Origin of the sequence: Actinomadura mexicana, assembly GCF_900188105.1 — a bacterium.
GTDB classification, from domain to species: Bacteria; Actinomycetota; Actinomycetes; order Streptosporangiales; family Streptosporangiaceae; genus Spirillospora; species Spirillospora mexicana.
This window is the reverse complement of record NZ_FZNP01000018.1, coordinates 31,149-55,349: the sequence shown is the minus strand read 5'-3', so window position 1 is coordinate 55,349 and position 24,201 is coordinate 31,149. Positions and strand designations below refer to the sequence as shown.

The 24,201-nt window shown below is 71.8% G+C and carries 20 protein-coding genes; 10 read left to right on the top strand and 10 right to left on the bottom strand.

The window, feature by feature from the left end; genetic code table 11:
• Positions 1 to 3: 3 nt before the first annotated feature.
• Positions 4 to 939, bottom strand: a complete 936-nt coding sequence (locus CHC11_RS33600) for a DNA-3-methyladenine glycosylase family protein (protein ID WP_089315981.1) — start codon at positions 937 to 939, stop codon at positions 4 to 6.
• A gap of 153 nt (positions 940 to 1,092) precedes the next feature.
• Here CHC11_RS33600 and CHC11_RS33595 point away from each other — a divergent pair, with 153 nt between their 5' ends.
• On the top strand, positions 1,093 to 2,058 hold the full coding sequence (locus tag CHC11_RS33595; protein WP_143227418.1) for a GON domain-containing protein: 966 nt from the start codon (positions 1,093 to 1,095) through the stop codon (positions 2,056 to 2,058).
• Between the two features lie 438 nt (positions 2,059 to 2,496).
• Positions 2,497 to 2,928, top strand: coding sequence for a hypothetical protein (locus tag CHC11_RS33590; protein ID WP_089315906.1), 432 nt, complete (start codon positions 2,497 to 2,499; stop codon positions 2,926 to 2,928).
• 398 nt (positions 2,929 to 3,326) lie between these two features.
• On the opposite strand, the gene CHC11_RS33585 is transcribed toward CHC11_RS33590, so the two are convergent.
• The 6 genes from CHC11_RS33585 to CHC11_RS33560 form a co-directional block, all read right to left on the bottom strand.
• Positions 3,327 to 3,524, bottom strand: a complete 198-nt coding sequence (locus CHC11_RS33585) for a DUF397 domain-containing protein (RefSeq protein ID WP_089315905.1) — start codon at positions 3,522 to 3,524, stop codon at positions 3,327 to 3,329.
• Positions 3,525 to 3,549: 25 nt separating this feature from the next.
• Positions 3,550 to 3,918: a methyltransferase domain-containing protein gene (locus CHC11_RS33580; RefSeq protein WP_089315904.1), complete on the bottom strand. Its 369-nt coding sequence runs from the start codon at positions 3,916 to 3,918 to the stop codon at positions 3,550 to 3,552.
• Positions 3,919 to 4,057: 139 nt separating this feature from the next.
• The gene (locus CHC11_RS33575; protein ID WP_143227417.1) at positions 4,058 to 4,540 is read right to left on the bottom strand and encodes a hypothetical protein; all 483 of its coding nucleotides are present in this window, start codon (positions 4,538 to 4,540) and stop codon (positions 4,058 to 4,060) included.
• A gap of 23 nt (positions 4,541 to 4,563) precedes the next feature.
• Positions 4,564 to 5,631 carry a mannose-1-phosphate guanylyltransferase gene (gene manB, locus CHC11_RS33570; protein WP_089315902.1) on the bottom strand — a complete coding sequence of 356 codons (1,068 nt, stop codon included), beginning with the start codon at positions 5,629 to 5,631 and terminating at the stop codon, positions 4,564 to 4,566.
• Positions 5,632 to 5,665: 34 nt separating this feature from the next.
• The gene (locus CHC11_RS33565) at positions 5,666 to 6,814 is read right to left on the bottom strand and encodes a glycosyltransferase family 4 protein (RefSeq protein WP_089315980.1); all 1,149 of its coding nucleotides are present in this window, start codon (positions 6,812 to 6,814) and stop codon (positions 5,666 to 5,668) included.
• A gap of 70 nt (positions 6,815 to 6,884) precedes the next feature.
• Positions 6,885 to 7,676, bottom strand: a complete 792-nt coding sequence (locus tag CHC11_RS33560; RefSeq protein ID WP_245920104.1) for a class I SAM-dependent methyltransferase — start codon at positions 7,674 to 7,676, stop codon at positions 6,885 to 6,887.
• 66 nt (positions 7,677 to 7,742) lie between these two features.
• On the opposite strand from CHC11_RS33560, the gene CHC11_RS33555 reads away from it, so the two are divergent.
• Positions 7,743 to 8,729 carry a lysylphosphatidylglycerol synthase transmembrane domain-containing protein gene (locus CHC11_RS33555; protein ID WP_089315901.1) on the top strand — a complete coding sequence of 329 codons (987 nt, stop codon included), beginning with the start codon at positions 7,743 to 7,745 and terminating at the stop codon, positions 8,727 to 8,729.
• Entirely contained in the window at positions 8,726 to 9,049 is a 324-nt protein-coding gene (gene trxA, locus CHC11_RS33550) for a thioredoxin (protein WP_089315900.1), read from the top strand. The genes CHC11_RS33555 and trxA overlap by 4 nt, the downstream gene beginning before the upstream one ends.
• On the opposite strand, the gene CHC11_RS33545 is transcribed toward trxA, so the two are convergent.
• From CHC11_RS33545 to CHC11_RS33535, 3 genes are read right to left on the bottom strand one after another with little or no spacing between them, the layout of a single operon-like run.
• Entirely contained in the window at positions 9,030 to 10,112 is a 1,083-nt protein-coding gene (locus tag CHC11_RS33545) for a glycosyltransferase family 4 protein (protein WP_089315899.1), read from the bottom strand. The genes trxA and CHC11_RS33545 overlap by 20 nt on opposite strands.
• A gap of 4 nt (positions 10,113 to 10,116) precedes the next feature.
• The gene (locus tag CHC11_RS33540) at positions 10,117 to 11,121 is read right to left on the bottom strand and encodes a glycosyltransferase family 2 protein (RefSeq protein WP_425427370.1); all 1,005 of its coding nucleotides are present in this window, start codon (positions 11,119 to 11,121) and stop codon (positions 10,117 to 10,119) included.
• A gap of 39 nt (positions 11,122 to 11,160) precedes the next feature.
• On the bottom strand, positions 11,161 to 13,227 hold the full coding sequence (locus CHC11_RS33535) for a hypothetical protein (protein WP_089315897.1): 2,067 nt from the start codon (positions 13,225 to 13,227) through the stop codon (positions 11,161 to 11,163).
• A 125-nt stretch (positions 13,228 to 13,352) separates the two neighbouring features.
• On the opposite strand from CHC11_RS33535, the gene CHC11_RS33530 reads away from it, so the two are divergent.
• The 6 genes from CHC11_RS33530 (at position 13,353) to CHC11_RS33500 (ending at position 23,986) form a co-directional block, all read left to right on the top strand.
• A complete protein-coding gene (locus CHC11_RS33530) occupies positions 13,353 to 14,201 on the top strand; it encodes a TIGR03089 family protein (RefSeq protein ID WP_218826358.1) in 849 nt (282 codons plus the stop codon).
• Positions 14,202 to 14,316: 115 nt separating this feature from the next.
• Positions 14,317 to 15,738, top strand: a complete 1,422-nt coding sequence (locus CHC11_RS33525; RefSeq protein ID WP_089315895.1) for an LCP family protein — start codon at positions 14,317 to 14,319, stop codon at positions 15,736 to 15,738.
• A gap of 12 nt (positions 15,739 to 15,750) precedes the next feature.
• Positions 15,751 to 16,911, top strand: coding sequence for an acyltransferase family protein (locus CHC11_RS33520; protein ID WP_089315894.1), 1,161 nt, complete (start codon positions 15,751 to 15,753; stop codon positions 16,909 to 16,911).
• Between the two features lie 144 nt (positions 16,912 to 17,055).
• Complete coding sequence (locus tag CHC11_RS33510) at positions 17,056 to 18,231, top strand: acyltransferase family protein (protein WP_089315892.1); 1,176 nt, start codon at positions 17,056 to 17,058, stop codon at positions 18,229 to 18,231.
• A 59-nt stretch (positions 18,232 to 18,290) separates the two neighbouring features.
• Entirely contained in the window at positions 18,291 to 20,504 is a 2,214-nt protein-coding gene (locus CHC11_RS33505; protein ID WP_342750025.1) for a bifunctional glycosyltransferase/CDP-glycerol:glycerophosphate glycerophosphotransferase, read from the top strand.
• Between the two features lie 68 nt (positions 20,505 to 20,572).
• Entirely contained in the window at positions 20,573 to 23,986 is a 3,414-nt protein-coding gene (locus tag CHC11_RS33500) for a bifunctional glycosyltransferase/CDP-glycerol:glycerophosphate glycerophosphotransferase (RefSeq protein WP_179279134.1), read from the top strand.
• Positions 23,987 to 24,201: the final 215 nt, after the last annotated feature.

Genomic DNA, 24,201 nt, shown 5'->3' with positions numbered 1-24,201 from the left:
TGGTCAGAAGGACCGGTAGTCCCGGACGGACAGACGGGGGCCACGCCTCGGCGGGTGCATCCCGGACGATTCCAGCAGCCGGGTGACCCGGTAGCGATGACCGGCGTAGGGCTCCAGCAGTTCCAGCATCCCGGCGTCGTCGACCTTGCGGCCCGCCAGCGCCCAGCCGACCAGGCCGGGCAGGTGGTAGTCGCCGACGGAGACGGCGTCGGGATCGCCCACCGCGCGCTGCCTGATCTCGGCGGCCGTCCACACGCCGATGCCCGGCAGCGACCGCAGCCGCGCCTCGCCCGGGTCCTCCTCCAGCCGCCGCGCGACCCGCGCCGCACCGATGATCGTCCGGGCCCGGACGGCCTCCAGGCCGGACCGGTGCCACTCCCACGAGGGAATCCGGATCCAGACCTCCGGCGGCGGCGAAACCCGCAGGTGGGGGGCGCCGGGCGCGGGCTGCCCGAACCGGCGCAGCAGGTAGGCCCAGGCGCGCCACGCCTCCTGCCCCAGCACCTTCTGCTCCATCACCGCCGGCACGAGCGCCTCGAAGACCCGCCGCGTCCGTCCGATCCGCAGCCCCGGGCGCTTCAGCACCTGGTCGCGGACGACGTCGTGCCGCGCGACGAACCCGTCCGGCTCGTCGGCCGCCCCCAGTAGTTCGGGCACCCCGTCCAGCAGCCATTCGGCGCCCGGCCCCCAGGCCGTGGCCTCGACGGCGTCCCCGGCCCAGGCGACCCGCAGCGTGCCGGGCCCGTCGGGAGTATGAGACGTCCGCCAGACGGACCCGTCCGGCTCGAACCGGCACGCCGGATCGCGCGACCCGCGCCGGTGCGGCGCCAGCGCGTCGCGCAGATCCAGCGCCCACGGCGGCCGCCACTCCCGGACCCGGCCGGGAAGGCGCCCAGCGGTCGCCTTCCCGGCCGCCCCGGACGGTTCAGCAACACTCAACGAGCCGTCTCCCTGCCTCACATGCCCCACCGGGGCCTTCCCGCACGCCGGCGCCTCGGCGGACTCCGGCACCAGTCTGCCACCGCCCGGCGCATGCACTTCCCGTTCCACGGCAAAATATAAATATCGCCATAAAGCAGAATTCTTCTAGTTTTGCCCCGAAAGAACTCTGACGCGACCCCCATCCGCGCCCTTACCTTGCGGCCATATTGCGATCAGGAAATGGCTGTTAATCTGCCGGGCAGCGTCATCCCCCAACAAAAGGAAGAGTTCATGGCGAACATGCCATTTCGGGCGTCCGTGATCCTCGCCGCCACCTGCGCGGCCCTCCCCTTGGCCGCGACCGTGCCCGCGCACGCCGACGCAGGCGTCCTGCACCGAAGCTGCCAGCAGGTGCGCCAGAACTTCCCCAGCGCGCCGGACGGGACCTATCTGCTGAGCGACGGCGCGAAACTCTTCACGGTCTACTGCGCCGACATGACGACGATTCCCAAGGAGTACGTGACGCTCGAGAGGACCGGTTCGTCCGAGAATTACTCGCAATACACCGCCGGCGGCGCGTCGCCCGGCACGAACGTCAGGACCCGCTTCACCCGGGTCCGGCTCGACCCCGCGACGTTCACCGTGGACATCGGCGATCTCAAGTACGCGTCGTCCACCGGCTCGCTCGGTCACGCCGGCTCCGAGACCGTGACGAGCATGCCCTACGCCGTCGCGATGTCGTGCACCGGCACTCCCGCCGGCGAGGGCGGCATCGACCTGCGGGGCACGGCCGTCAAGGTCGACAACGCATTCGCCACCGGCGGCGCCGGCGCCTCCGGGACGGCGACCGTCAGCCCGGACGCGCAGGCCGTCACCCTGCGCGGCGGCGGCTTCTGCGGCTGGATCATGCCGACGCCGGTCCGGTACAACCCGTTCAACCCGAGCCCGGGCATGCCCAACCTCAAACTGGACTGCACGAACCAGATCCGCAGCGAACGCCAGATCTGCCTGCGCCTCACCCCGGCCAGTCCGCGGATACAGGTGACGCGGGAAGGCTCACACCGCCTGGTGCACCTGCGCCCCGGCGGTCGCACGACGGTGCTCGGCCTCGACGGCCGGGTCCGCTCCCTCCGCTGACCCGCGGCATCCATGAGACCGCCTTGCGCCCCGGCGCAAGGCGGTCTGACTTCGCCCGGACTCCCCCCGGGGGCAGGCCATTAAATGATCACCATAAGGTGATTTTCTTCGTCCGATCCAAAAATGATCACGCTGACGCTCTCATACCGGCGGGCATGCGCGGGCCGAGCCCGCCGATCACCGGCCGCTGCCAGAGGATTCCCCGGTCGCGCGGTCCACCACGGCGCCCAGCCGGCGACCTCACCGGAACGCGGCCGATATCACCGAGGAGATCGGGGCCGGCGAACCGAAAATGACTCCAGTCATGAGGTTCGTCAAATTGCTGCTTGCACGGCCTCTGGTCTCAGTGGATTCTCTGGTGAGCGGTGTACCGCGGAGGCCTCCGGCCGAGACGGCGCGAGTACCCGCACTGTCTCGTCGTCGCCCCATGGAGGCATCATGCGCCGCAAGATCGCCACGACCGCCCTCGCCCTCGCCCTGAGCGCGAGCGGGCCGGCTCTGACCCCCACCGCCGCCAGCGCCGCGCCCGCGGGACCGGCCACCGCGCCGAGCAGGGCACTCGCCGCGCCGGCCTTCAACGCCAGCGGCATCTACACGATCTTCCAGAGCCGCGGGGGCAACCCCCAGGTCAACGTGACCCAGGACGGCAGCGGGAGACTCTTCGGGTCCGCGGTCTCCGGCAGCACGGTCGGGACGATCGAGACAGGGCTGGTGGACGGCTTCACCATCTCCTTCAACATCGGATGGTCCAACGGGGCTCGGGGACGCTACGTCGGCTCGCTGGGCGCCGACAGGCGCCTGTCAGGAACCACCTTCGACCTGAACCACCCCTCCAGCCAGGCGACCTGGAGCACCACCCGCACCTTCTAAGCAACCGGCGCGGCCGGAATACAGGCGGAAAGAGACCCGCGGCGCGGCTGTCAAGTCGACAACCCCTTCGCCAATCGCGGCGCTTCCCCCTCCGGCTCGGCGACCGTCAGCCCGGCCGCGCTAGCTCGCCCCTGCGGCCAGGAGCACGGTGCAGGCGCCCCGGAAAGGCTCCCGCCTCCTCGTGCAGCTGCGCCCCCGCGACCGCCCGGTGTCGGTCCTCGGCCTTGGCGGACGGACCCGCTCCGTCCGCTGACCATGAGCACCCTGGAGACCGCCTTGTGCCCGCCGCGCAAGGCGGTCTTCGGCCGTGCTCAAGTCGTCGGCGGAGAAGCGGATGGCCGTCGGGCCTCGCTCGACGGCCGCCTCCCCGGCCGTTCCAGACGGAGCTTCGGCAAGGCTCAATGACCGAGCTCGCCCCGTTTGATGCGAGCCACCAGCCCACCGAACGACTCAACGGAGAGCGCCAGGCTTCCCGCGCTAGGGGCCTTGGAATCCCTGACACCCACAGCGCCCGTCAGCCGGACGATCTCCACACAACTCGAATTGTCGGTCATACCGCTGTAGCTCGACTTACGCCAGTTCGCCGGGGAGGTCATCTCATGTACTCCATCATGCGCTCGATCAGTCGACGCGAGGGGACCTCGGGGAGCGCCTGCGCGGCGATGAGTTCGAAGCCGTGCTCTGGCCGGCGCCTCGTGCGAGGACTGCCCGCAGCGTCTCTTCGGTGAAGTAGTACATGTGATCGCTGTCAAAGTGGACGTACCCGGCTTTCTGTTCAGCGAGCAGGCGACCGCCGTAGCGTGGCGTGAGGAGCACGATCGTGGCCCCGGTCGCCGCCAGGCTCGCTGCCCACCGCAGGGCCCCGGCCGGATCGGGCAGATGCTCGACCACGTCGATCATCGTGATCACGTCGAAGGGCGCCTCCGCCAGGTGACGCCTGGCCTCGGCGAGGGTGTAGACGCTTCCGGGCGAGAACTCGCCCGCGAACATGGCATCGGTGAGCTCCTCGCCCCAGAGATCCCAGCAGCTGATCTCCTGGATCTCCCAGTTGCTTTGAGTAAAGGGAGTTCACGGCGCGCGAACTGAGGATCCCTAATGTACGCGAGACCACAGATATCGACTTCGCCGTTCAGTGCATCGAAGCCGAAACCCAGCCATGCGCTCCCCTGCGCGCGTGCGCCGCGTCGTCCACGCTCCCGAGGACCGCGTCCCGGATCGGCGTGGGGCTTCGCGGGTTGCGGACCGCGGCGTACGTCTCGTCCTCCAGCGCCCCGCACGCCGTCAAGAACTGGAAGTACTCCGCCAGGGCCAGTTTGATGCGAGGGCCGTCATCGGTCTCCCGCACCTCCTGCACCACGGCCAAGAGGTCGTTCCAGGACTCGCCGTTCTCGTCATCGACCGCGCGGTAGGCGCGGCGTCGCCGCAGGACCTCCTCGTCCACCGAGCTATCCGACCGGCGATGAGGCGACACCTGCCGAACCAGAACGTTCTCATCGAAGTCGTGGTTCGTCCACGACGGCTTGGTCAGGAAAGGCTCGATCCGGCGGCGGTTGCCCTCCATCAGCAGGTACAGGTCGTCCAGCCTGTCATTGCGTAAGTAGTACTCAAGCAACAACCCATCCTCGGGGTCTGAGGCTACTCGGGCGAGAAGCGGATCGCCGTCGGCGGCAGTTCCACATTCGGCCAGACGCGGGCGCCGTTGAGGAGCTGGTTTCCGGGGCCCACGGTCGCGCCGTCACCGATGACGCAGTCCTCCAGGACGGCACCCGAGCAGATACGGGCGCCGCGGCCGACGACCGAGCGGGTGACGCGGGCGCCGGCCTCGATCACGGCGCCGTCGAACAGGACGCTGGACTCAACCCTGGCGTCGGCGCCGATGCTCGCTTCGACGCCGACCGCGGTGCCGCCGCCGACCCGGGCGGAGGCGGCCACGGCAGCGCCGTCGAGGAGGAGGACGCCGTGCTTGTGCGCCGAGACGACCGGGGATGCCAGCGCACCGAGGACGAGGTCGTTGACGCCCCGGACGAAGGCGGCGGGCGTCCCGACGTCCAGCCAGTACGCGGCCTCGACGTAACCGCAGATCGGTTCACCGTCCGCGAGCAGCCCGGGGAAGGTCTCGTACTCCGCCGACACGACGCGTCCGGGAGGGATGCGGTCGATCATCGAGCGGCGGAACACATAGCAGCCCGCGTTGACCTGGTTCGTCGGCGGGTTCGGAGACTTCTCCACGAAGTCCAGCACCCGACCGCCGGACGACGTCGGCACCGAGCCGTACCGGCGGGCGTCCTCCACAAGGGTGAGGTGCAGGGTCACCGCCGCCTCGCCCTTCTCGTGCGCGGCGATCTGGGCGGAGATGTCATGGCCGGACAGGATGTCGCCGTTCAGAACGAGGACGGGGCTGTCGGCGTCGCATGTCAGGGCGGTGGAGGCGTTGCGGATCGCGCCCGCCGTGCCGAGCGGCTCGTCCTCGGTCACGTAGACCATCTCCAGGCCGAGCCGCGCACCGTCGCCGAAGGCTTCGTTGAACATCTCCGCCCGGTACGACGTCGCGAAGACGATCCGGGTGACGCCCGCATTGCGCGCACGCGCCAACTGGTGCTCCAGCAGCGGCACCCCGGCGGTGGGGAGCAGGGGTTTCGGGGTGGAGATCGTCAGGGGGCGCAGGCGGGTGCCTTGACCTCCTACCAGGAGGATCGCTTCCACTCGGTTCCTTTCTCCACGCGCGGTCGGAGAGAGCCTAGTGGGTGTGTGCGGCGGCGTACTGGTCCACGGCACGCTGGTAGGAGGCGATGTGGGCCTCCGCGGACGCCGACCAGGAGAACCGCTCGGAGCGGGTGTGGGCGGCCTCGGCGAGCTCGGCGCGGCGGGACGGGTCGTCGATCAGGGAGGCTAGGGCGGCGCCGATGCCGTCCGGGTCGAGTTCGGTGTAGGCGACCGCGTCGCCGCCGACCTCGGGGAGGGGCCCGCGGTGGGTGGTCAGGACGGGCGCGCCGCAGGACATGGCCTCCAGGACGGGCAGCCCGAAGCCCTCGCCGCGGCTCGGGAGCGCGACGACCAGGGCGCCGCCGAAGAACCCGGGCAGGGCCGACCAGGGCAGGTAGCCGGGGCGCAGGACGCGCAGCTCCAGCGGGACGGTGGCGAGGGCCGCGTCGACCTCGTCGTCCCAGCCGCCGCTGCCCGCGAGGACCAGCGCCGGGGCGTCCTCGCGGCCGGCGCAGGCCCGCACCCAGCCGCGGATCAGGTTCGGGACGTTCTTGCGCGGCTCCAGCGCGCCCAGGTACGCAATGTAGGGGCGGCCGTGCAGGCCGAGGCGGTCCGAGACGTGCTTGACCTCCGGCTCGGACGGGCGGTGGAAGACCTCGTGGTCGACGCCGTGGTAGGCGACGTCGATGTGGGACGGGTCGGCGCCGAGGATGCGGACCAGCTCGTCGCGCGTCGCGCGGGACGGGGCGATCAGCCGGGTCGCGCGGCGGGCCGCGTTGCGGGTCGCCGACTTGATGTAGGAGGTGCGCACCGGGTCGTGCAGCTCCGGCTCGGCGAACAGGGTGACGTCGTGGATCGTCACCACGGTCGGCAGGCCGGCGCTCACCGGCATCGTGTAGGTCGGCAGGTGGATGACCTCGGCGCCGACGCGCCGGGCCACGTGCGGCAGCCCCGACTGCTCCCAGGCCAGCCGGGTGGCGCGGTGCGAGAGCGTCGCCGGGCCGGCGACGACCTGCGCGCCGGGAACGAGGCCCCCGTAGCGTTCGGCGTCCGCACGCTGGCAGGCGACGGCGAGGTCGGCGCCCTGCCGGTGCAGGGCGCACAGCAGCCCGTCCACGTACCGGCCGAGCCCGCCGCGGTCGGCGGGCACGGCGGTGGCGTCGAGCAGAATCCGAGGCGCCACGGTCCACTCCCCCATCCAGCGCGGTGGCGTAGATCACTCTTTACTCTTCGAGCGTACGCCCGGAAGGCGGTTACTCGCCGGATCTCGTTCCACGCGATTCATCGTGAGGGGCCCTCCCCACACGGCCACCTCTTACGCGCTCCGCCTCCCGCACGCCCTGTCTTTTTCGGGCCCGGACCAGAACGATGCTGCCGCGCTCGTTCGGCGCGGCGCGGTCGGCGAGCGCGACGAGCGGCGTGAGCGGCGCGGCCGCGTTGAAGCCGACCCTGCCGCCGTAGGTGGAAAGGGACAGGTAGAGGCGCTCGGTGGCGGCGGTGCGGAACTGGTAGCTGTGCCCGACGAGGTCCAGGCCGCGCTCGTCCATCAGCTTGCGCAGGCTCTCGTGGGTGTAGGTGTGCTGGACGTGGTACTTGGCCTTGTGCGCGTCGCGCAGTTTCGGCCAGGCGTCGGCGCGGCTCAGCACGTCGGCGGACATGAAGATCTCACCGCCGGGCTTGAGGACCCGCGCCATCTCGTCCAGCGACCTGCCGCCGTCGTCGAAGTGCTCGATCGCGCAGACCGACAGGACCGCGTCGAACGAGCCGTCGGCGAACGGCAGCCGCAGCGCGTCACACTCGATCAGCGCGGGGGCGTGCGCGAGCGTCCGCCCGTAGGCCATCTTGCCGCGGGCCAGGTCGATCGAGACGGCGTCGGCGCCACGCCGGCGCGCGCGGCCGGCCCAGTAGCCGTCACCGCCCGCGACGTCGAGGACCCGCCTGCCGCGCAGGTCGCGCCCCATCCAGTCGAGCAGCGTCCCCGCCTCGCGGTACCTGCACACGTGCACCTGGTGCCCCATGAAGGCGACCACATCCGAAATCTTCATCGCTCCCCAACTCTAGGCGGAGCGGGCGGCCGTAAGGTCACGTTCGCCTACGCTGGGCGCGTGAAGATGAAGGTCGTCGCCGTCCGGAGCCTGCGCGTGCTCCTCGTCCTGCTCGCGCTCGCGTTCTGCGGCTACAGCGTGGCGTCCCAGTGGGACGCCGCGGTGGACGCGTTCCGGCAGATGTCGTGGATGACGCTGGCCGGGGCGCTCGCCGCCGGACTGGCGGGGCTCTTCGTCTGGATGCTCGGCTGGCGGGAGTTCCTCGCCGGGCTCGGGTCGCCGCTGCCGGTGCGGGCCGTCTTCCGGATCTCGGGCATCAGCCAGCTCGGCAAGTACGTCCCGGGCAAGGTGTGGGCGCTGGTCACGCAGATCGAGATGACGCGCGAGCACAAGGTGCCGCCCGAGCGCAGCTTCGGCTCGACGATGCTGGCGGTCGCGACGTCCACCTCGTGCGGGCTCGCTGTCGCGGCGGTGACGCTGCCCCTGACGTCCGCGGCGGCGCGCCGGGAGTACTGGTGGCTGTTCCTGCTGGCGCCCGTCCTGCTGGCGATGCTGCACCCGAGGATCGTGAGCTGGGCGCTCGGCGTGATGCTCAGGCTGGTGCGGCGGCCGCCGCTGGAGCACCCGGTCGGCCTGGGCGCGACGCTCAGGGCCGTCGGGTGGACGGTCCTCGGGTGGGCCCTGTTCGGCGTGCACACCTGGCTGCTGTGCGCGGCCGTGGGCGGCGACGGCAAGGGGCTGCCGTTCCTGGCGACCGGGGCGTACGCGCTGGCGTTCGTCGCCGGCTTCCTCGTCTTCATCGCCCCGGGCGGCATCGGGGCCCGGGAGGCGGCGCTGACGGTCGTGCTGACGCCGGTGCTCCCGGCGGGCGCGCCGGTCGTGGTCGCGATCGCGTCCCGGGTGCTGCTGACCGCCGCCGACCTGCTGATCGCGGGCGTGGCCTTCCTGCTGGGCAGGACGGCCACGGCCACCGGGAATGAACCGCGGACCAAGGAGCTTGTGAGGGGTACTCCGCCCACGACGGGCACGCAGCCTACGAAGGAGGGACCGTGACGGCCCCGATCACCGTGACCGACGCGACGTTCGCCAACGAGGTCCTGAGCAGTGACACCCCCGTGCTGGTCGACTTCTGGGCCGACTGGTGCGGGCCGTGCCGCATGATCGCTCCCGTACTGGAGCAGATCGCCGCCGAGCAGGACGGCAAGATCAAGATCGCGAAGATGGACTACGACGCGAACCCGCAGACGCCGGGCAAGTACGGCGTGATGGGGCTGCCGACCCTGCTGCTCCTCAAGAACGGCGAGGTCGTGGAGCAGATCGTCGGCGCCAAGCCGAAGCGCGCCCTGATGAAGGTCATCGAACCGCACCTGTGAGCGCGTCGAGGTAGGCGGCCCACACCGGGCCGTGGTCGACCGGGCGGACGCCGGAGCGCAGCCGCTCCGGCTCCCCCGGCGCGTAGAAGCGGCGGAGGGCGCCGGCGAGCGACGGCACGTCGTCCGGCGTGCAGACCAGCCCGTCCACGCCGTCGCGGATCTGTCCGGCGAATCCGCCCACATCGGTGGCGATCACCGGGAGGCCGTGCTCGTGGGCCATCCACACGTTCTGCGACGAGGTCGCCGACCGGTAGGGCATGACGAGCGCGTCGGCCGCGGCGAACAGCCCCGGGATGTCGGCGGCCGGGACGTACCCGGGCCGCAGCTCCACCCTGGACGTCAGGTCCAGCGAGCGGACCAGCTCGCGGGTCTCCTCCAGGCCGCCCCAGAACTCGCCCGCGACGGTCAGCGCCACGTCGTCCGGGCCCTCGGCGAGGGCGCGCAGCAGGACGTCCAGCCCCTTGTACGGGCGGACGATCCCGAAGAACAGCAGCCGCCGGCGCACCTTCCCGTCGCCGGGCGCGGCGGCGCCGGCCGCGGGCAGGTGCGCGGCCATCTCGGCGACCCGCACGGGCCGCGGGGTGAGCCCCCGCGCCAGGCCGGCCTGCGCCTCGGTGTGGACGAGGACGCTATCCGCCTTCCGCAGCAGGCGCCTCATGAGCGGCTCGTCGTACGGCTTGCGCTCGTGCGGCAGGACGTTGTGGCACAGCGCCACCACCGGGGTCCGGCGCCGGAGCCCGGCGAGGATCCCCAGGTAGGCCGGCACCTGCACGGTGCTCAGGACCACCAGGACGACCAGGTCGCACGAGCGCAGCGCGCGGCCGGTGCGCCACCACCCGTCCGGGCGGCGCCAGTCGAGCCGGCGCCGGGTGCCGGGGAACGGCTCCCCCTCCGGCTCGGAGATCGTCTGCTGGCCGGGGTACAGGAACGAGGGGTACTGGGCCCGCCACGACTCGATGACGACGTCGTGGCCGGCCGCCGCCAGCCGGTGCGCCAGCTCGGTGGTGTGCCGGGCGCCGCCGCCCTTGTAGGGGAACGCGGGCCCGACGATCGCGACGCGCATGCCGCTAGACGTCGCCGCGCGAACGGACGATCAGGTCGGCCAGCAGCGCCAGCGAAGCGATGATCAGCCCCGTGACGAAGATCATGATGGTGTTGTTGGCGAAGTAGCCGAAGTGCACCACCATGTCGAACACGCCCTTGAGCAGCCCGATCACGATCAGCCACAGCGCGGGCGGCATCAGCACCTTGAGCGGGTTGAAGTACATCACCATCCGCAGCACCTGCAGGATGTAGCGGTAGGCGTCCTTGGTGAAGTGGAACTTCGACTTGCCGGCCCGCTTGGCGTAGTCGATCGGCACGTACCGGACCGGGTGCTGGTTCGACAGGAACGCGATGGTGATCGTGGTGACGCAGGAGAACCCGGGCGGCAGCAGCCGCAGGTACGGCAGCGACACCTCGCGGCGGAACGCGCGCAGCCCCGAGTTCAGGTCGGGGATCCTGGTGTTGGTGAGCCGCTCGGCGACCTTGCGGATGAACCACTTGGCGGGCACCCGCAGCGCCTTGTGCGTCCCCTCCTCGGAGGTGCGCGCCCCGACGACCTGGTCGACCGCCGGTTCGGAGTCCAGGACCTCGACCAGCTCGGGGATCCGCTCGTTCGGGTAGGTCATGTCGGCGTCGGTCCACACGACGATGTCGCCGCGGGCCTGCTGGGAGCCGATGCGCCGGACGGTGCCCGACCCGCTGTTGTGCTGGAACGCCATGATGCGCATGTGCGGGAAGCGGGGCGCCGCCTCCTCCAGCCGGGCGAGCGTCGCGTCCGTCGAGCAGTCGTCGACGGCCAACAGCTCGTAGGTCTTGCCGCTGCCGTCCATCGCCTCGCAGATGCGCTCGACCTCGTCGATCACGTGGTCCTGCTCGTTGTAGCAGGGCAGGACGATCGTGACGTGGACGGTGTCGGACGCGGCCGGCGGACCGGGCGCGGGCACCGGATGCGGCACGGGCGCGGGATCGGACGCGGGCTCCACATCGGCGGGCGGCTGGGACTTCGGCTCGACAGACTGGGTGCTCACGCAGCGCGAGGATACTCGCCCCCGCGCACATCGGCGGAACTACGGCCGCGCGGGCTCGGCCGTCCACACGTCCATGGTCAGCCCCCAGGTGCCGCCGGGCGGACCGGTGAGCGTGCGCCCGTCCTGCCGCGTCACCAGGTGCAGCACGTGCCGCGGCGTCCCGTAGGGGGCGACCTGCTCGGGCCTCGCCGCCATGACCACCGGACGCCGCCCGGCCCGGCGCACCCCGGCGACGACGCGCCGCACGTCCGCGGGCGAGGCGGAGCCGGTCGTGCGCGCGGCGGGCAGCCCGCACTCACCGCGGACGACCTGGAGGAACCGGTCGGCGGTGGCCTGCTCGACCACCACGACCGAGGCGCGCGGACGCAGCGCGCGGCACATCCCGTCCACGGCGGCGACCTCGCCCTGCTCCGTGCGGGTCACCAGGTAGCCGCCGGACGTCAGCACGATCGGCGCCAGCATCAGCGCGACGCCGGCGATCGCGCCCGTCCGCACCATCCTCGGCCCGTAGCCGAGCCGCCGGACGCGCTTGACGGTCCAGGCCGACGCGAACACCGTGAACAGCAGCAGGCCGGGGATGGCGAGGCCGATCAGCCGCCGGGACGCCCACGGGTGGTCGGGGGTGATCCCGGGGCGGACCAGCACCTGCGCGGTCGTCCAGACGACCATCGCGTAGGGCAGCAGCCATTCCGGGGACTGCCCGCGCAGCAGCCGGCGCACCAGCAGCGCCGCACCGAAGGCGGCGAACAGCAGCGCGGGGACGCCGACGTACCAGACGACCCAGTACAGCGACAGCTCGGAGTACTGCCGGGTGCCGTCGACCGGGAGGTCCTGGATCTTCTGGATCATCTCGATGAACCGGGCGTTCATCGCGTCGTCGCGGGTCGCGGGCGGGCGGCGGACGGTCTGCACCAGCGGCCGGAGCGCGAAGCCCGCCACCACCAGCACGGTGAGGACGGCGGCGGCGCCCGGCAGGCGGCCGCGCGCGACCGCCGAGCCGGCGCGGCGCAGCCGGGTCCCGGCCGGGTCCCAGCGCAGCGCCGCGACGAGGAGGACCGTCGCGACGAGTACGGCCGCGGAGATGGCCAGCAGCGGCACGAGCGACGAGCGGAGGTAGGACAGGTAGGGCCGGGACATCGTGAGGCCCTCGACCACGCCGGCGCCCGCGCCGAGCAGCAGGCCGCCGGCCGTCCAGTAGCCGGCCGCCCGCCCGCGCCCGATGAGCAGGCCCGCGAACGCCAGCACCGGCAGGACGTCCCGCAGCCCGTCGATGCGGACGAGCACGATCAGCCCGAGCGCGGCCCCGGCGAGGAGCGCCTTGGCGCCGGCGACCCGCCCGTCGCGGGGCTCCCGGCGGACGTCGTACATCAGCGACAGGCCGCCCAGCAGCAGGACGATGGCGGGCAGCTCGCTGAAGGTGTTGCGGGAGACGTAGAGCATCGGCAGCGTCAGCGCGAGCAGCAGCGCCCCGGCGGGCGCCCAGCGGGGGCCGACGAGGCGCGCGACGAGCCCGGCGAACGACAGCACGCAGCACGCGCCGAGCAGCGGCGCCATCAGCACCATCCCGTGGGCGCCGCCGACCCAGCCGGCCGGCGCCAGCACCAGCGGCCATCCCGCCATGAACTGCGGGACGACGGCGCCGCCGTCCTGGTAGAAGGCGGGGCTCGCGAAGCTCAGGGCCGCGTCCGGGCCGCCGAAGGCGCCCTGCGACAGCGGGATCGGCAGCGATCCGTGCTCGGCCAGCCACGTCGCGAACTGGACGTAGGACGCGGGGTCGCGGCGGACGACGATCTGCTCGGCGCACATGACGACCTGGAGCACCAGGAACGCGGCCGTGACGGCGAACACCGACCACACCGGCCAGCGCTGCACCGCGTCGAGTCCGCCCGGGGCGTTCAGGCTCCCCGGACGCCCGCCGGGGGCCTCCCCCGGCCGGGTCCGCAGGCCGAGCCACAGCACCAGGGCCGCGACCGGCACGAACAGCGCGACCGCCGGGGCCGGGCGGAACACGCCCGCCATCAGCAGCGGAAGCGACACCGCCAGCCACGCGACGACGACCAGCGCCGGGGCCGCGGTGACCCGGACGAGCAGCCGACCAGCGTTCATGTTCTCGCCCCATGCCCGCCGTCGGGGCGCTCGCCCGCCACTGTTCCGTCCTTCACCCGTGCGGAGCGTAGCGGCATCGGCGCGATGGCGGCGCCAGGACGATCATGCGGGCATACGCTCGGACCATGAGCGCACATGCCGGGGCCGGCACGCCCGCCGAGCTGCTGCTGCGGCGGGTCGCGGACGACCCGTCCCGCCCGCTGGTCACCTTCTACGACGACGCGAGCGGCGAACGCGTCGAACTGTCCGCGCGGACGTTCGGGAACTGGGTGGCCAAGACGGCGAACTTCCTGGTGGACGGCCTCGCCGCCGAGCCGGGGACCCGCGTCGTCCTGGTCCTGCCGCCGCACTGGCAGACCGCGGTGTGGCTGATGGCCTGCTGGTCGGCGGGTCTCGTCGCCGAGCCGGTCGACCCGGAGGATTTCCGGCGCGGCGGCGCCGAACCGGCGGGGGCGTCCGATCCGTACATCCTGGCGGCGGCGCAGGAGGTGCTGGACGACGTGCTCGCGGACGACGTGCTCGCAGGAGGGGCCGAGGAGATCGTCGGCCTGTCGCTGCACGCGCTCGGCGGCCCGCTCGCCGACTGCCCGCCCGGCGTGACCGACTACGCGGCGGAGGTGCGCGCGTACGGCGACCGGTTCGCCCCCGGCCCCGGGGTGGGGCCGCAGAGCCCCGCGCTGAGTGTGACAAAGACCACATTCAGCGCGGCGGAGCTGGTGGGCGCCGCGCGCGGGGCCGTCGAGAAATGGGAGCTCGACGCACGCGACCGGCTCCTGGTTGACATGTCCTTCGCCACACTCGACGGGGTACTGACCTGCCTTCTCGCACCACTAGCCTCGGGTGCTTCCGTCATAATCCAACGAAACTTCGACAAAGCCGTCCTAGATCGTCGCCTGACCCTGGAGCATGTGACGGTGGTGGCCGGTACGCCCGGACCGAATGACGAATCCGGCTCCGTACACCGCCTCCCCTGACCTACGCTTCCCTTGCCCTCGTCCCGTCCGTTCGACCATGAGCCACGGGCCGCCCTCCTCGCGGGGACGACCCCCGGACCCCCGGAACCGCTTATCTCCCCGGACCTCGGAGCCGATGAACAGCAACCCGATGTACATGGAGTACGTCGACGACGCCGACCCGCAGCCGGCGCCGCGACGCGGCTGGCGCATCCTCGGCTGGGTGTGCATCGGACTGTCGGCGGTCATGGTGGTCGGTTCTCTCACCGCCTACGGCCTGTACCGCCGGGCGTTCGGGAACATCTCGCACGAGGACGTCAACGCCCAGCTCGGCCCCAACCGGCCGAAGAAGCTGAACAGCGCGATGAACATCCTGATGCTCGGGTCCGACACCCGTGAGGGCTCGAACGCCAAGTACGGCCGCTCGATGAAGAACGAGCCGCCCCGCTCGGACACGATGATCCTGCTGCACCTGTCCCCGGGCGGCGGCCAGGCGATGGGCATCAGCTTCCCCCGCGACCTGATGGTCCGGATGCCGTCCTGCAAGAACCGCAAGGGCGGGACGATCCCGGCGCAGACCCGCGCGCAGATCAACTCGGCGTTCACCAACGGCGGCGCGGCCTGCGTCATCAAGACGATCGAGAGCATCTCCAACATCCGCATCGACCACTTCATGCAGGTCGACTTCAACGGCTTCAAGTCCATTACCAGCGCCGTCGGGGGCGTCCCGGTGTGCCTGCCGAAGGACGTCGACGACCCCAAGTCCAAGCTCAAGCTGAGCAGGGGCAAGCACAAGATCAAGGGCGAGACGGCGCTGGCGTACGTGCGCGTGCGGCACGGCCTCGGCGACGGCTCCGACACCGACCGCATCAAGCGCCAGCAGAAGTTCATGGGCGCCCTCGCCGGCCAGGCGATGAGCGCGGGGGTGCTCAGCAACCCCCGGCGCATGCTCCAGCTGATGAACGCCGTGACCAAGTCGCTCACCACCGACAAGGAGCTGACGCCGCAGGTCATGATGGACATCGGCAAGGAGATGCAGGGCATGACCACCGGCAAGCTGCGGTTCGTGACCGTCCCGTCCGGGCCCGACCCGCTGGACACGAACCGGGTGGCGCTCTCCCCCGGCGCCCAGCCGTTCTTCTCCGCCGTCCGCAACGACAAGACCGTGCCGAAGGAGCCCACGCCGGGCGCCACGAAGATCCCGCCGAGCCAGGTGCGCGTGCGGGTCTACAACGGCAGCGGCATCGACGGCCAGGCCGGGCGCGTCGCCGACGACCTGGAGTCGCAGGGCTTCCAGGTCACCGTCGGCGGGAACGCCCCCGCGCCCACGACCGCCACGAAGGTGCTGTACGGTGCCGGTGCCGACCAGCAGGCGCAGACCCTGACCGCGATGATCCCGAGCAAGCCGCAGGCCGCGGCGCGCACCACCGGTGGCACGCCGGGCGTCGTCGACCTGATCGTCGGCCAGAACTGGACGAACCTCAAGAGCGCCGGCGGCGGCATCCCCAAGCAGCAGGGTGAGATCCGCGCCAGCGACGACATCTGCAAGGAGAGCTGACCGGGCAGCCGTATGACCTACACCACCAGGCCCTCAGAGGCCGACGCGGCACAGCGGACCGAACGGCCGTCGTCCACGGACCCGGCGGCGCCCCCCGAGGCGGGGGCGCCGGAGGCCGCGGGCACCGCCGCCTCTGGGAGCCCGGCCCCGCAAGGCGCCGCGCGCAAGGTGCGCGACCCGTTCTTCGACAACGCCAAGTACTTCGCGATCCTGCTGGTGGTGGCGGGACACTCCCTGGCCAACCTGCTGAACGTCCCGCTGGCCAAGGGCCTCTACCTGTTCATCTACATGTTCCACATGCCGCTGTTCATCGTGATCACCGGCTACTTCTCCCGGAACTGGACGTTCTCCGGCGGCAAGGCCCGCAAACTGATCACCAACGTCGGGGTGCCGTACGTGGTGTTCGAGTTCGCCTACTCGCTCTACGACTGGCTCGCGGGCCGCAACCACCTCGAGATCAGCCTGCTGAACCCGTACTACCTGACGTGGTTCCTGTGCGCGCTGTTCATGTGGCGGCTGTCCACCCCGGTCTGGCAGCAGATCCGCTGGCCGCTCGCCGTGGCGACGGTGTTCGCGCTGCTGTCGTACATGAGCGACCTCGGCGGGACGTTCGACATCCACCGGGTGATCGGGCTGCTGCCCTTCTACGTCCTCGGCCTCACCCTGAAGCCGCAGCACTTCGAGCTGCTGAAGAAACCGGTCGCACGGCCGATCGGCGCGGCGGTCCTCGCCGCCGGCCTCGCCGGCACCTTTCTCGTCATGAACCACATGTCGCGGGGCTGGATCTACTGGAAGCACCCGAACTTTGAGCTCGGCGTGGGCAACCTCACCGGCACCGTGATGCGGATCGCGATGTTCGCCTGCGCGGTCGTGTTCGTCGCCGCGTTCCTCAGCCTCATCCCGCGCGGGCGGTACTGGTTCACCGCCCTCGGCTCCTACACGCTGTACGCCTACCTGCTGCACGGGTTCGTGACCCGGCTGCTCAACTTCACCGGCTGGTGGGGCGCCGACTGGATGCACACCCCGGCCGGGGTGGTCATCGTGGTCGGCGGCGCTCTGGTGGTCGGAACGTTCCTCTGCTCCAAGCCCGTCGTCAGGACGATGAGCTGGGCACTGGAACCGAAGATGACAAGGGTCTTCACGCCGCTGAGAAGACCCGCCCGCTCCCGCTGACCTCCCGCTCCCGCTCCCGCTCCCGCTCCCGCTCCCGCTCCCGCTCCCGCTCCCGCTCCCGCTCCCGCTTCTGCTTCTGCTCCTGCTCCCGCTGACGCCCGCTCCCGCTCGCGCTCCCGCTGAGAGACCCGACCCCCCGGAGATATGACCGACGTCCTCGCCACCCCGCCACCCGCCACGGGCAGTGCGCCCCCCGCCACGGACAGTGCGCTCGCCACGGACAGTGCGCTCGCCACGCCCGGAGCGCCGTCCACCCCCGCACCGCGTCCCGCGCCCGGCCCGGCGGCGCAGCCGAAGCCGGCGCGCCCCCGGGACGCGTTCTTCGACAACGCCAAGTTCTTCACGGCCGTGCTGGTCGTGGTCGGGCACTTCTGGTCCCAGTTCGGGGACAGTCGTGCGGCACACGCCGCATATGTCGTCCTCTACGCCTTTCATATGCCGGTTTTCGTGTTCATCTCCGGCTATTTCTCGCGCGGATTCATGCGCTCGACGGACAAGTTCCGCAGCGTTCTCCCCACGCTCGTCGTCCCCTATGTGATCTTCATCCTGCTGTACCGGGCGCAATTGATCCTCATCAACGGGGTGCAGTTCCGGTTGGGCGAACTCCTCCGGCCGCATTTCCTGATGTGGTTCCTGGTGGCGCTCGTGTTCTGGCGGCTGAGCGCGCCGCTGTGGGGCCACCTGCGCCATCCGGTGGCCGTCTCGGTGGCGTTCAGCCTCGTCGGCGGAAGCTGGGCGTTCACCGCCGACTCCACGCTCAGCCGGACCGCCGGGCTGCTGCCGCTCTTCGTCCTCGGACTGACCGTCGACCCGGAGCACGTGCGGCGGCTGCGCGCCCGCCGGGCGCGGTGGGCCGGGCTCGCCGTGCTGGCCGCCGCCCTCCCCGCGGCCTACGTCTGGGAGCTCGGCACGGTCGTCCCGAAGATCGACAGCGGCCTCCTCTACTGGAACCAGGGTTACGATGCCATGGGCTTCGGCACCGCCGAAGGCATGATGTGGCGGCTCGCAGCCCTCGTCTTCGCCGTTCTCCTCGGCGCCGCCTTCCTCGCATGCATCCCGCGCGGACGGTCCCGGTACACCGAGATGGGGACGCGGACGATGTACGTGTACCTGCTGCACGGGCTCGTCATGAAGACGCTCGATTACACCGGCGTGCTGGACAAGCCAGTCCTGCACCACCCGTTCGGGATCGTCTCGGTCACCGTGGCCGCCGCCGCGCTCGGCGTCGTCCTCGCCACCGCACCCGTGCGGCGGCTCACCCGCTGGGCGGTCGAGCCCGACGCGCGGTGGCTCCTTCGATCCGCGCCCGGCAGGACCTGAGGTTCAGCCCCGACCTGCGGGTATAGTCCAGAATCACCGAGTAGTTGATTGGCCTTCGCGTGAGCTCTGATCACGACATCTCTTTGAGCATCATCGTGCCCGTGCACAAAGTGCAGGGGTACATCCGGCAATGCCTCGACTCCATCCTCGATCCAGATCTTCCCAATCTCGAGGTCATCGCCGTCGACGACCACTCGCCGGACGGGTGCGGCGAGATCCTCGACGAGTTCGCCGAGCGCGATCCGCGCGTCAAGGTCCGGCACCTCGCCGAGAACGTGGGGCTCGGCCGCGCGCGCAACATCGGGCTCGACATGGCGACCGGCGACTACGTCTGGTTCTTCGACAGCGACGACCACGCGACCGACGGGGCCGTCCGCGCGATCTGCGACCGGCTCGCCGAGACCCGCCCCGACGTGCTGGTCTTCGACTACGCCCGGTCCTACTGGAACGGCAAGGTCAAGCGCAGCATCATCAACCACCTGTTCCGCGAGCCGCCCGCGCCGGAGGTGTTCACCCTCGCCGAGCGGCCGAGCGTCCTCGAGATGATGATGACGGCGTGGAACAAGGCCATCCGCCGCGAGTTCCTGCTCGACCTCGGGCTGCGTTTCAGCGGCGGATACTACGAGGACGTCAACGTCACCTACCCGATCCTGATGGCCGCCGAGCGGCTGAGCCTGCTGGACCGGGTCTGCTACGTCTACCGGCAGCGCCGCCGCGGAGCGATCACCAAGACCGCGAGCGCCAAGCACTTCGACGCGTTCGCGCAGTACGACCGCATCTTCGCGTTCATGGACGGGATGGGGGCGAAGGCCGACCCGTTCCGCCCGCTGATGTTCGACCGGACGATCTGGCACCTGCTCGTCATCATCGAGCGGCCCGACCGCGTCCACGAGTCGGAGAAGGCGCGGTTCTTCGCGGAGATGTCGAAGACGTACGGCAGGTACGAGCCGGCGGGGCACGTCCCGCCGGACGACAAGCCGTTCCTCGCCGACAAGCACCGGATGATCAAGGCGGGCGACCACCGGGGCTTCGAGCGGGTCCGCGCCGCCGAGGCCAAGGACAGGGCGCGGAACCGGGGCGGCAGGGCCGCCAAGATCCGCAGGCGCGGCGTGCTGCTGGGCAAGGAGCTCGCCAAGGAGCGCTACTACCAGATGCAGCGGCGCCTCCCGATCGAGGAGGACCTCGCCGTCTTCGGCGCGTACTGGTACCGCGGGTACGCCTGCAACCCGGCGGCGATCTACGAGAAGGTCCGGGAGCTGGCCCCGGACGTCCGCCCGGTCTGGATCGTCAAGCCCGGGGCGCGCAAGACGATGCCGGAGGGCGTCGACTACGTGGTCGCCGGCTCCGCCGACTACTACCGGACGCTGGCCCGCGCGAAGTACTTCGTCAACAACGTCAACTTCCCCGACGGCTACGTGAAGCGGCCGGGGCAGGTGCACATGATGACGCAGCACGGGACGCCGCTGAAGAAGATGGGCCTCGACCAGATGGAGTACCCGGTCGGCGCCAACGACATGGACTTCAAGGCCCTCATCGCCCGGTCGGACCGCTGGGACTACCTCGTCTCGTCCAACCCGCTGTCGACGGAGGCGTGGGAGCGCGGGTTCCCCTGCGACTACGAGATGCTGGAGATCGGCTACCCGCGCAACGACCGGCTCGTCTCGGCGGACGGGGACGAGCGCGCCCGGCTGCGCGCCGAGCTCGGCGTCCCGAACGACGCGACCGCGATCCTCTACGCGCCGACGCACCGCGACTACCAGCGCCGCTACACCCCCATGTTCGACATCGGGCGGGTCGCGGCCGCGCTCGGCGAGGGGCACGTGCTGCTGCTTCGGGCGCACTACTACTACAAGATCAAGAACATGGCGGCGGACCTGGGCTGGCCGGAGGGCCGGGTCATCGACGTGTCCAGGCACCCGTCGGTCGAGGACCTCATGATCGCCTCGGACGCGCTGCTCACCGACTACTCCTCGGTGATGTTCGACTACGCCAACCTCGACCGGCCGATCGTGGTCTACGCCAACGACTGGGAGACCTACCGGCTCACCCGCGGGGTCAACTTCGACCTGCTGGAGACGCCTCCCGGCGTCGTCGCCGCGACCGAGGCCGAGCTGGTCGAGGCGTTCACGTCGCGGGCCGCGTGGAGCGACGCCGCCGCGAAGGACCTCGCGAACTTCCGGGCGCGGTTCTGCCCGTGGGACGACGGGCACGCGGCCGAGCGCGCCGTCCGCCGCATGTTCCTCGGGGAGAAGATCCCGAACCCGCCGCAGTAGGCCGCGGCGCCGGAGCCGCCGCCGCGCCGTCCGGCGCACACCCCGTCACGCCCGAAGGAGTGGGTCGCTTGCCCTCCAGCAGGATCAGCGTCGTCGTGCTCGCGCACGGAGCCGGAGAGTCGCTCGGGGGCACCCTCGCGTCGATCGCGGGCCAGACGCACGCGGACCTGCGGGTCCTGGTGATGGACGACGGCGCGGGCGCCGCCGCCGGGGCCGTCCTGCCCGACGACCGGTTCCGCGTCGTGCGGCGGGGCGCGCCCAGCCGGGGCGCGGCCCGCGACCTCGGCGCCGCGGAGAGCGACGGCGACTTCCTGCTGTTCGTGGACGGCGGCGACGAACTGCCGGCGGAGGCCGCCGCGTCGCTGGTCGCGGCGCTGGAGTCGTCCGGGTCCGACATCGCGCTCGGCCGCGAGGCCGTCCGCCGCGGGCCGGACCGGGCGCCGGCGTGGCGGCCCGTCGAGCCGTCCCCGGCCCCGGCCACCGGCACGGACGTGCGCCGCACCCCCGGTCTCGTCCGCGAGCGCGGGGTCCGCGGGAAGCTGTTCCGGCGGTCGTTCTGGACGTCGCACGGGCTGGCGTTCCCCGATCTCGGCCGCTACGACGAACTGCTGCCGGCGATGCGGGCGCTGCACCTGGCGAAGGGCGTCGACGTGCTGCCCGGCGTCGTCCTGCACCGGCGGGGCGAGCGGTTCCCCGCCACGACGGAGGCACAGGAGATCGCGGACGGGTTCGGCGCCGTCGCCCTCGCCGTCGCCTGGCTCGGCGAGCACGGCCACGCCCGGTCCCGGCGGCGGCTCCAGTCCCTCGCGGCCGCCGAGGAGCTGCGGGTGTTCCTGGACGCGCTGCCCGACCTGCCCGCCGGCGAGCGCGAGCAGGTCGTCGCGCAGGCCGCCGCGTACGCGTCCGGGCTGCCCGCCAGGCTGCTCGCCGACGTCCCGGCGCTGACCCGGCTGAAGTGGCATCTGGCGTCCGCCGGGCACACGACGGAGCTGGTGAAGGTCGTCCGGTACGAGCGCGGGAAGGCCTCGCCGTCGATCGTCCGCGACCCGCTGCGCCGGTACGTCGTCTACCCGTACTGGAAGGACGCCAAGGTCGCCGTCCCGCGCGAGGTCTACCGGGCCCGCGGCGAGCTGCGGATGCGGGGCCGGGTCCACGCGGTCGGCTGGGACGGCGACCGGCTCACCGTCACCGGCGAGGCCTACATCAACTCCGTCAGCATGCGGCGCCGCTGGACGTCGGTGAAGGCGATGACGCTGCGATCCGCCGGACGGAAGATCGTCGCGCGGGCGCGGCAGGTGCCGGCGCCGGGCAAGCGGTCGGGCTGGTCCGGCTTCGAGTTCGCCTTCGACGTGAGCCGCCTCCGCGACCACGGGAGGTGGGTCGAGGGCGTCTGGACGGTCGAGGCGTCGGTGCTGAACGCGGGCGTGTTCCGGCGGGGGCCGCTGCGCGGCGGCAGTTCCGGCAGCGGCGCCCACCCGCCCTACCGCTACGTCGCCGACGGCGTGCGCGTCGTCCCGCGCATCGACGACGGCCGCCTCGTCATCGAGGTCGAGCGGGTCGGGGCGGCGGCCGTCGCGCTGTCCTGGGACGGCGACACGCTGGTCGTCGAGGTGCGGGCGGACGAGGCGCCGGACGGGCTGTCGCTGACGCTGGGCGACGACCGCGTCGACGTCCCGGTCACGGCGTCCGGCGGCCGGTACGTCGCCCGCGTCGCCCCGGAGGCCCTCGAAGGGTCCCCGCCGCCGCCGGAGGAGATCGACGACACCCGCGACTGGACGGTCCGCGTCGCGGGCCGCCCCCTGGTGCTCGCCGAAGGGGTCGAGGACGTCCGGCGGGCGTTCGGCCCGCTGGAGGTCGCCGCGGGGCGCGGGCCCGGCGGCTATCTGCGCGTCCGGCGCACCACGGCGCGGCTCTCCGTCGACGCCTGCGCCTGGCGGCCGGACGGGACCCTCGTGCTGACCGCGGCGCACCCCGCGCACGGCGGCGGCCAGATCGTGCTGCGCGGCCGGTGGCACCGCAAGGAGTACGCGTTCGACCTCGTCGCCGACCCGGCGTCGGGCGTCCTGCACGGGCGGGTCCCGGTCGCGGCCGTGCCGGGCGTCGCGGGCGTCCTGCCGCTGCGTCCCGGCCGCTGGGACGTGCTGTTCCGGCCCCCGGGCGGGCGGGCGCTGACCGTCCGGCTGTCGCCGGAGGCGCAGCGTGACCTGCCCGGACCGCTGGAGGCGGCGCGGCGCGGCTACGCCCTGGAGGCGCGCGACGGGCGGCTCGCCGTGGCGGTGACGGGCGACGTGCCGCCGGAGGAGAAGAGCGCCGGCACCAGGTACCGGGAGGAGGCGCGCCGCCGCGTCGACCGCGACGGGCTGCGCGACGCGGTCCTGTTCTCCTGCTTCGGCGGGCGGCAGTACTCCGACAGCCCGAAGGCCGTCCACGAGGAGCTGATGCGCCGCGGTTCGGACCTCGACCAGCTCTGGGTCGTCAACGACGCGCAGGTGGAGCTGCCGGGCACGCTGCGGCCCGTCCGGCTGCACGGCAGGGAGTGGCACGAGGCGCTCGCCACGTCCCGCTACATCGTGACGAACCACCGGCTGGGCGACGCGTTCCGGCGGCACCCGGACCAGATCGTCCTGCAGACCTGGCACGGCACGCCGCTGAAGAAGATCGGCGGTGACATCAGGGAGGTGCACTTCGCCTACGCGCCCGGCATGAAGAAGGCGCTCCAGTCGCGCTCGATGGACCCCGGGCCCGCCCTGCCCGAGTGGAGCCACCTGCTGTCCCCCAACCCGTTCAGCACGGAGATCTTCCGTCGCGCGTTCGCGTTCAGGGGCGAGATGCTGGAGGTCGGCTACCCCCGCAACGACCTGCTGTACAGCCCGGAGGCCGGCGCGGTCGCCGCGCGGGTGCGGGCCCGGCTCGGCATCCCCGAGGGCAAGCGGGTCGTGCTGTACGCGCCGACGTGGCGCGACGACCAGTACTACAGCCGGGGCCGCTACAGGTTCGACATGCGGATCGACCTGGAGCGGGCCCGCGCGGCGCTCGGCGACGACCACGTCCTGCTGGTCCGGCTGCACACCAATGTCGTGGACGGCGTCCGCGAGGACGGGCACGGCTTCGTCCGCGACGTGTCGGCCTATCCCGACATCACCGAGCTGTACCTGATCTCCGACGTGCTTGTCAGCGACTACTCGTCGGTGATGTTCGACTACGCCAACACCGGCCGGCCGATGCTGTTCTTCACCTACGACCTGGCCGACTACCGGGACCGGTTGCGCGGCTTCTACTTCGACTTCGAGACCGAGGCCCCCGGGCCGCTCGTGGAGACCTCCGACGACCTCATCGAGGCGGTCCGCGACGCGGAGTCCGCCATGGACGGCTACCGGGACCGCTACAAGGACTTCGTCGCGCGCTTCTGCCCTCTCGACGACGGGCACGCCGCCTCCCGCGCCGTCGACCGCGTCTTCGGCGCGGACGGCGGAGGCCGGTGACCGCCGGCACGCCAGGCCGAGCGCGGCGCACGCGAACGGGACGATCAGGCTGAAACCGTGGAACGGGTTGAGCGGCCACAGCATGATCGGATATCCACTGGGACGCGTGTCGTCCGGAACCCGATCGCGGCCTCCAGTACCCGGGCGAATCGCCGAACCACTGCGGCGCCGGATGGCCGAGGACGGTGACGGCCCGGACGTGGGGCAGGACGGAA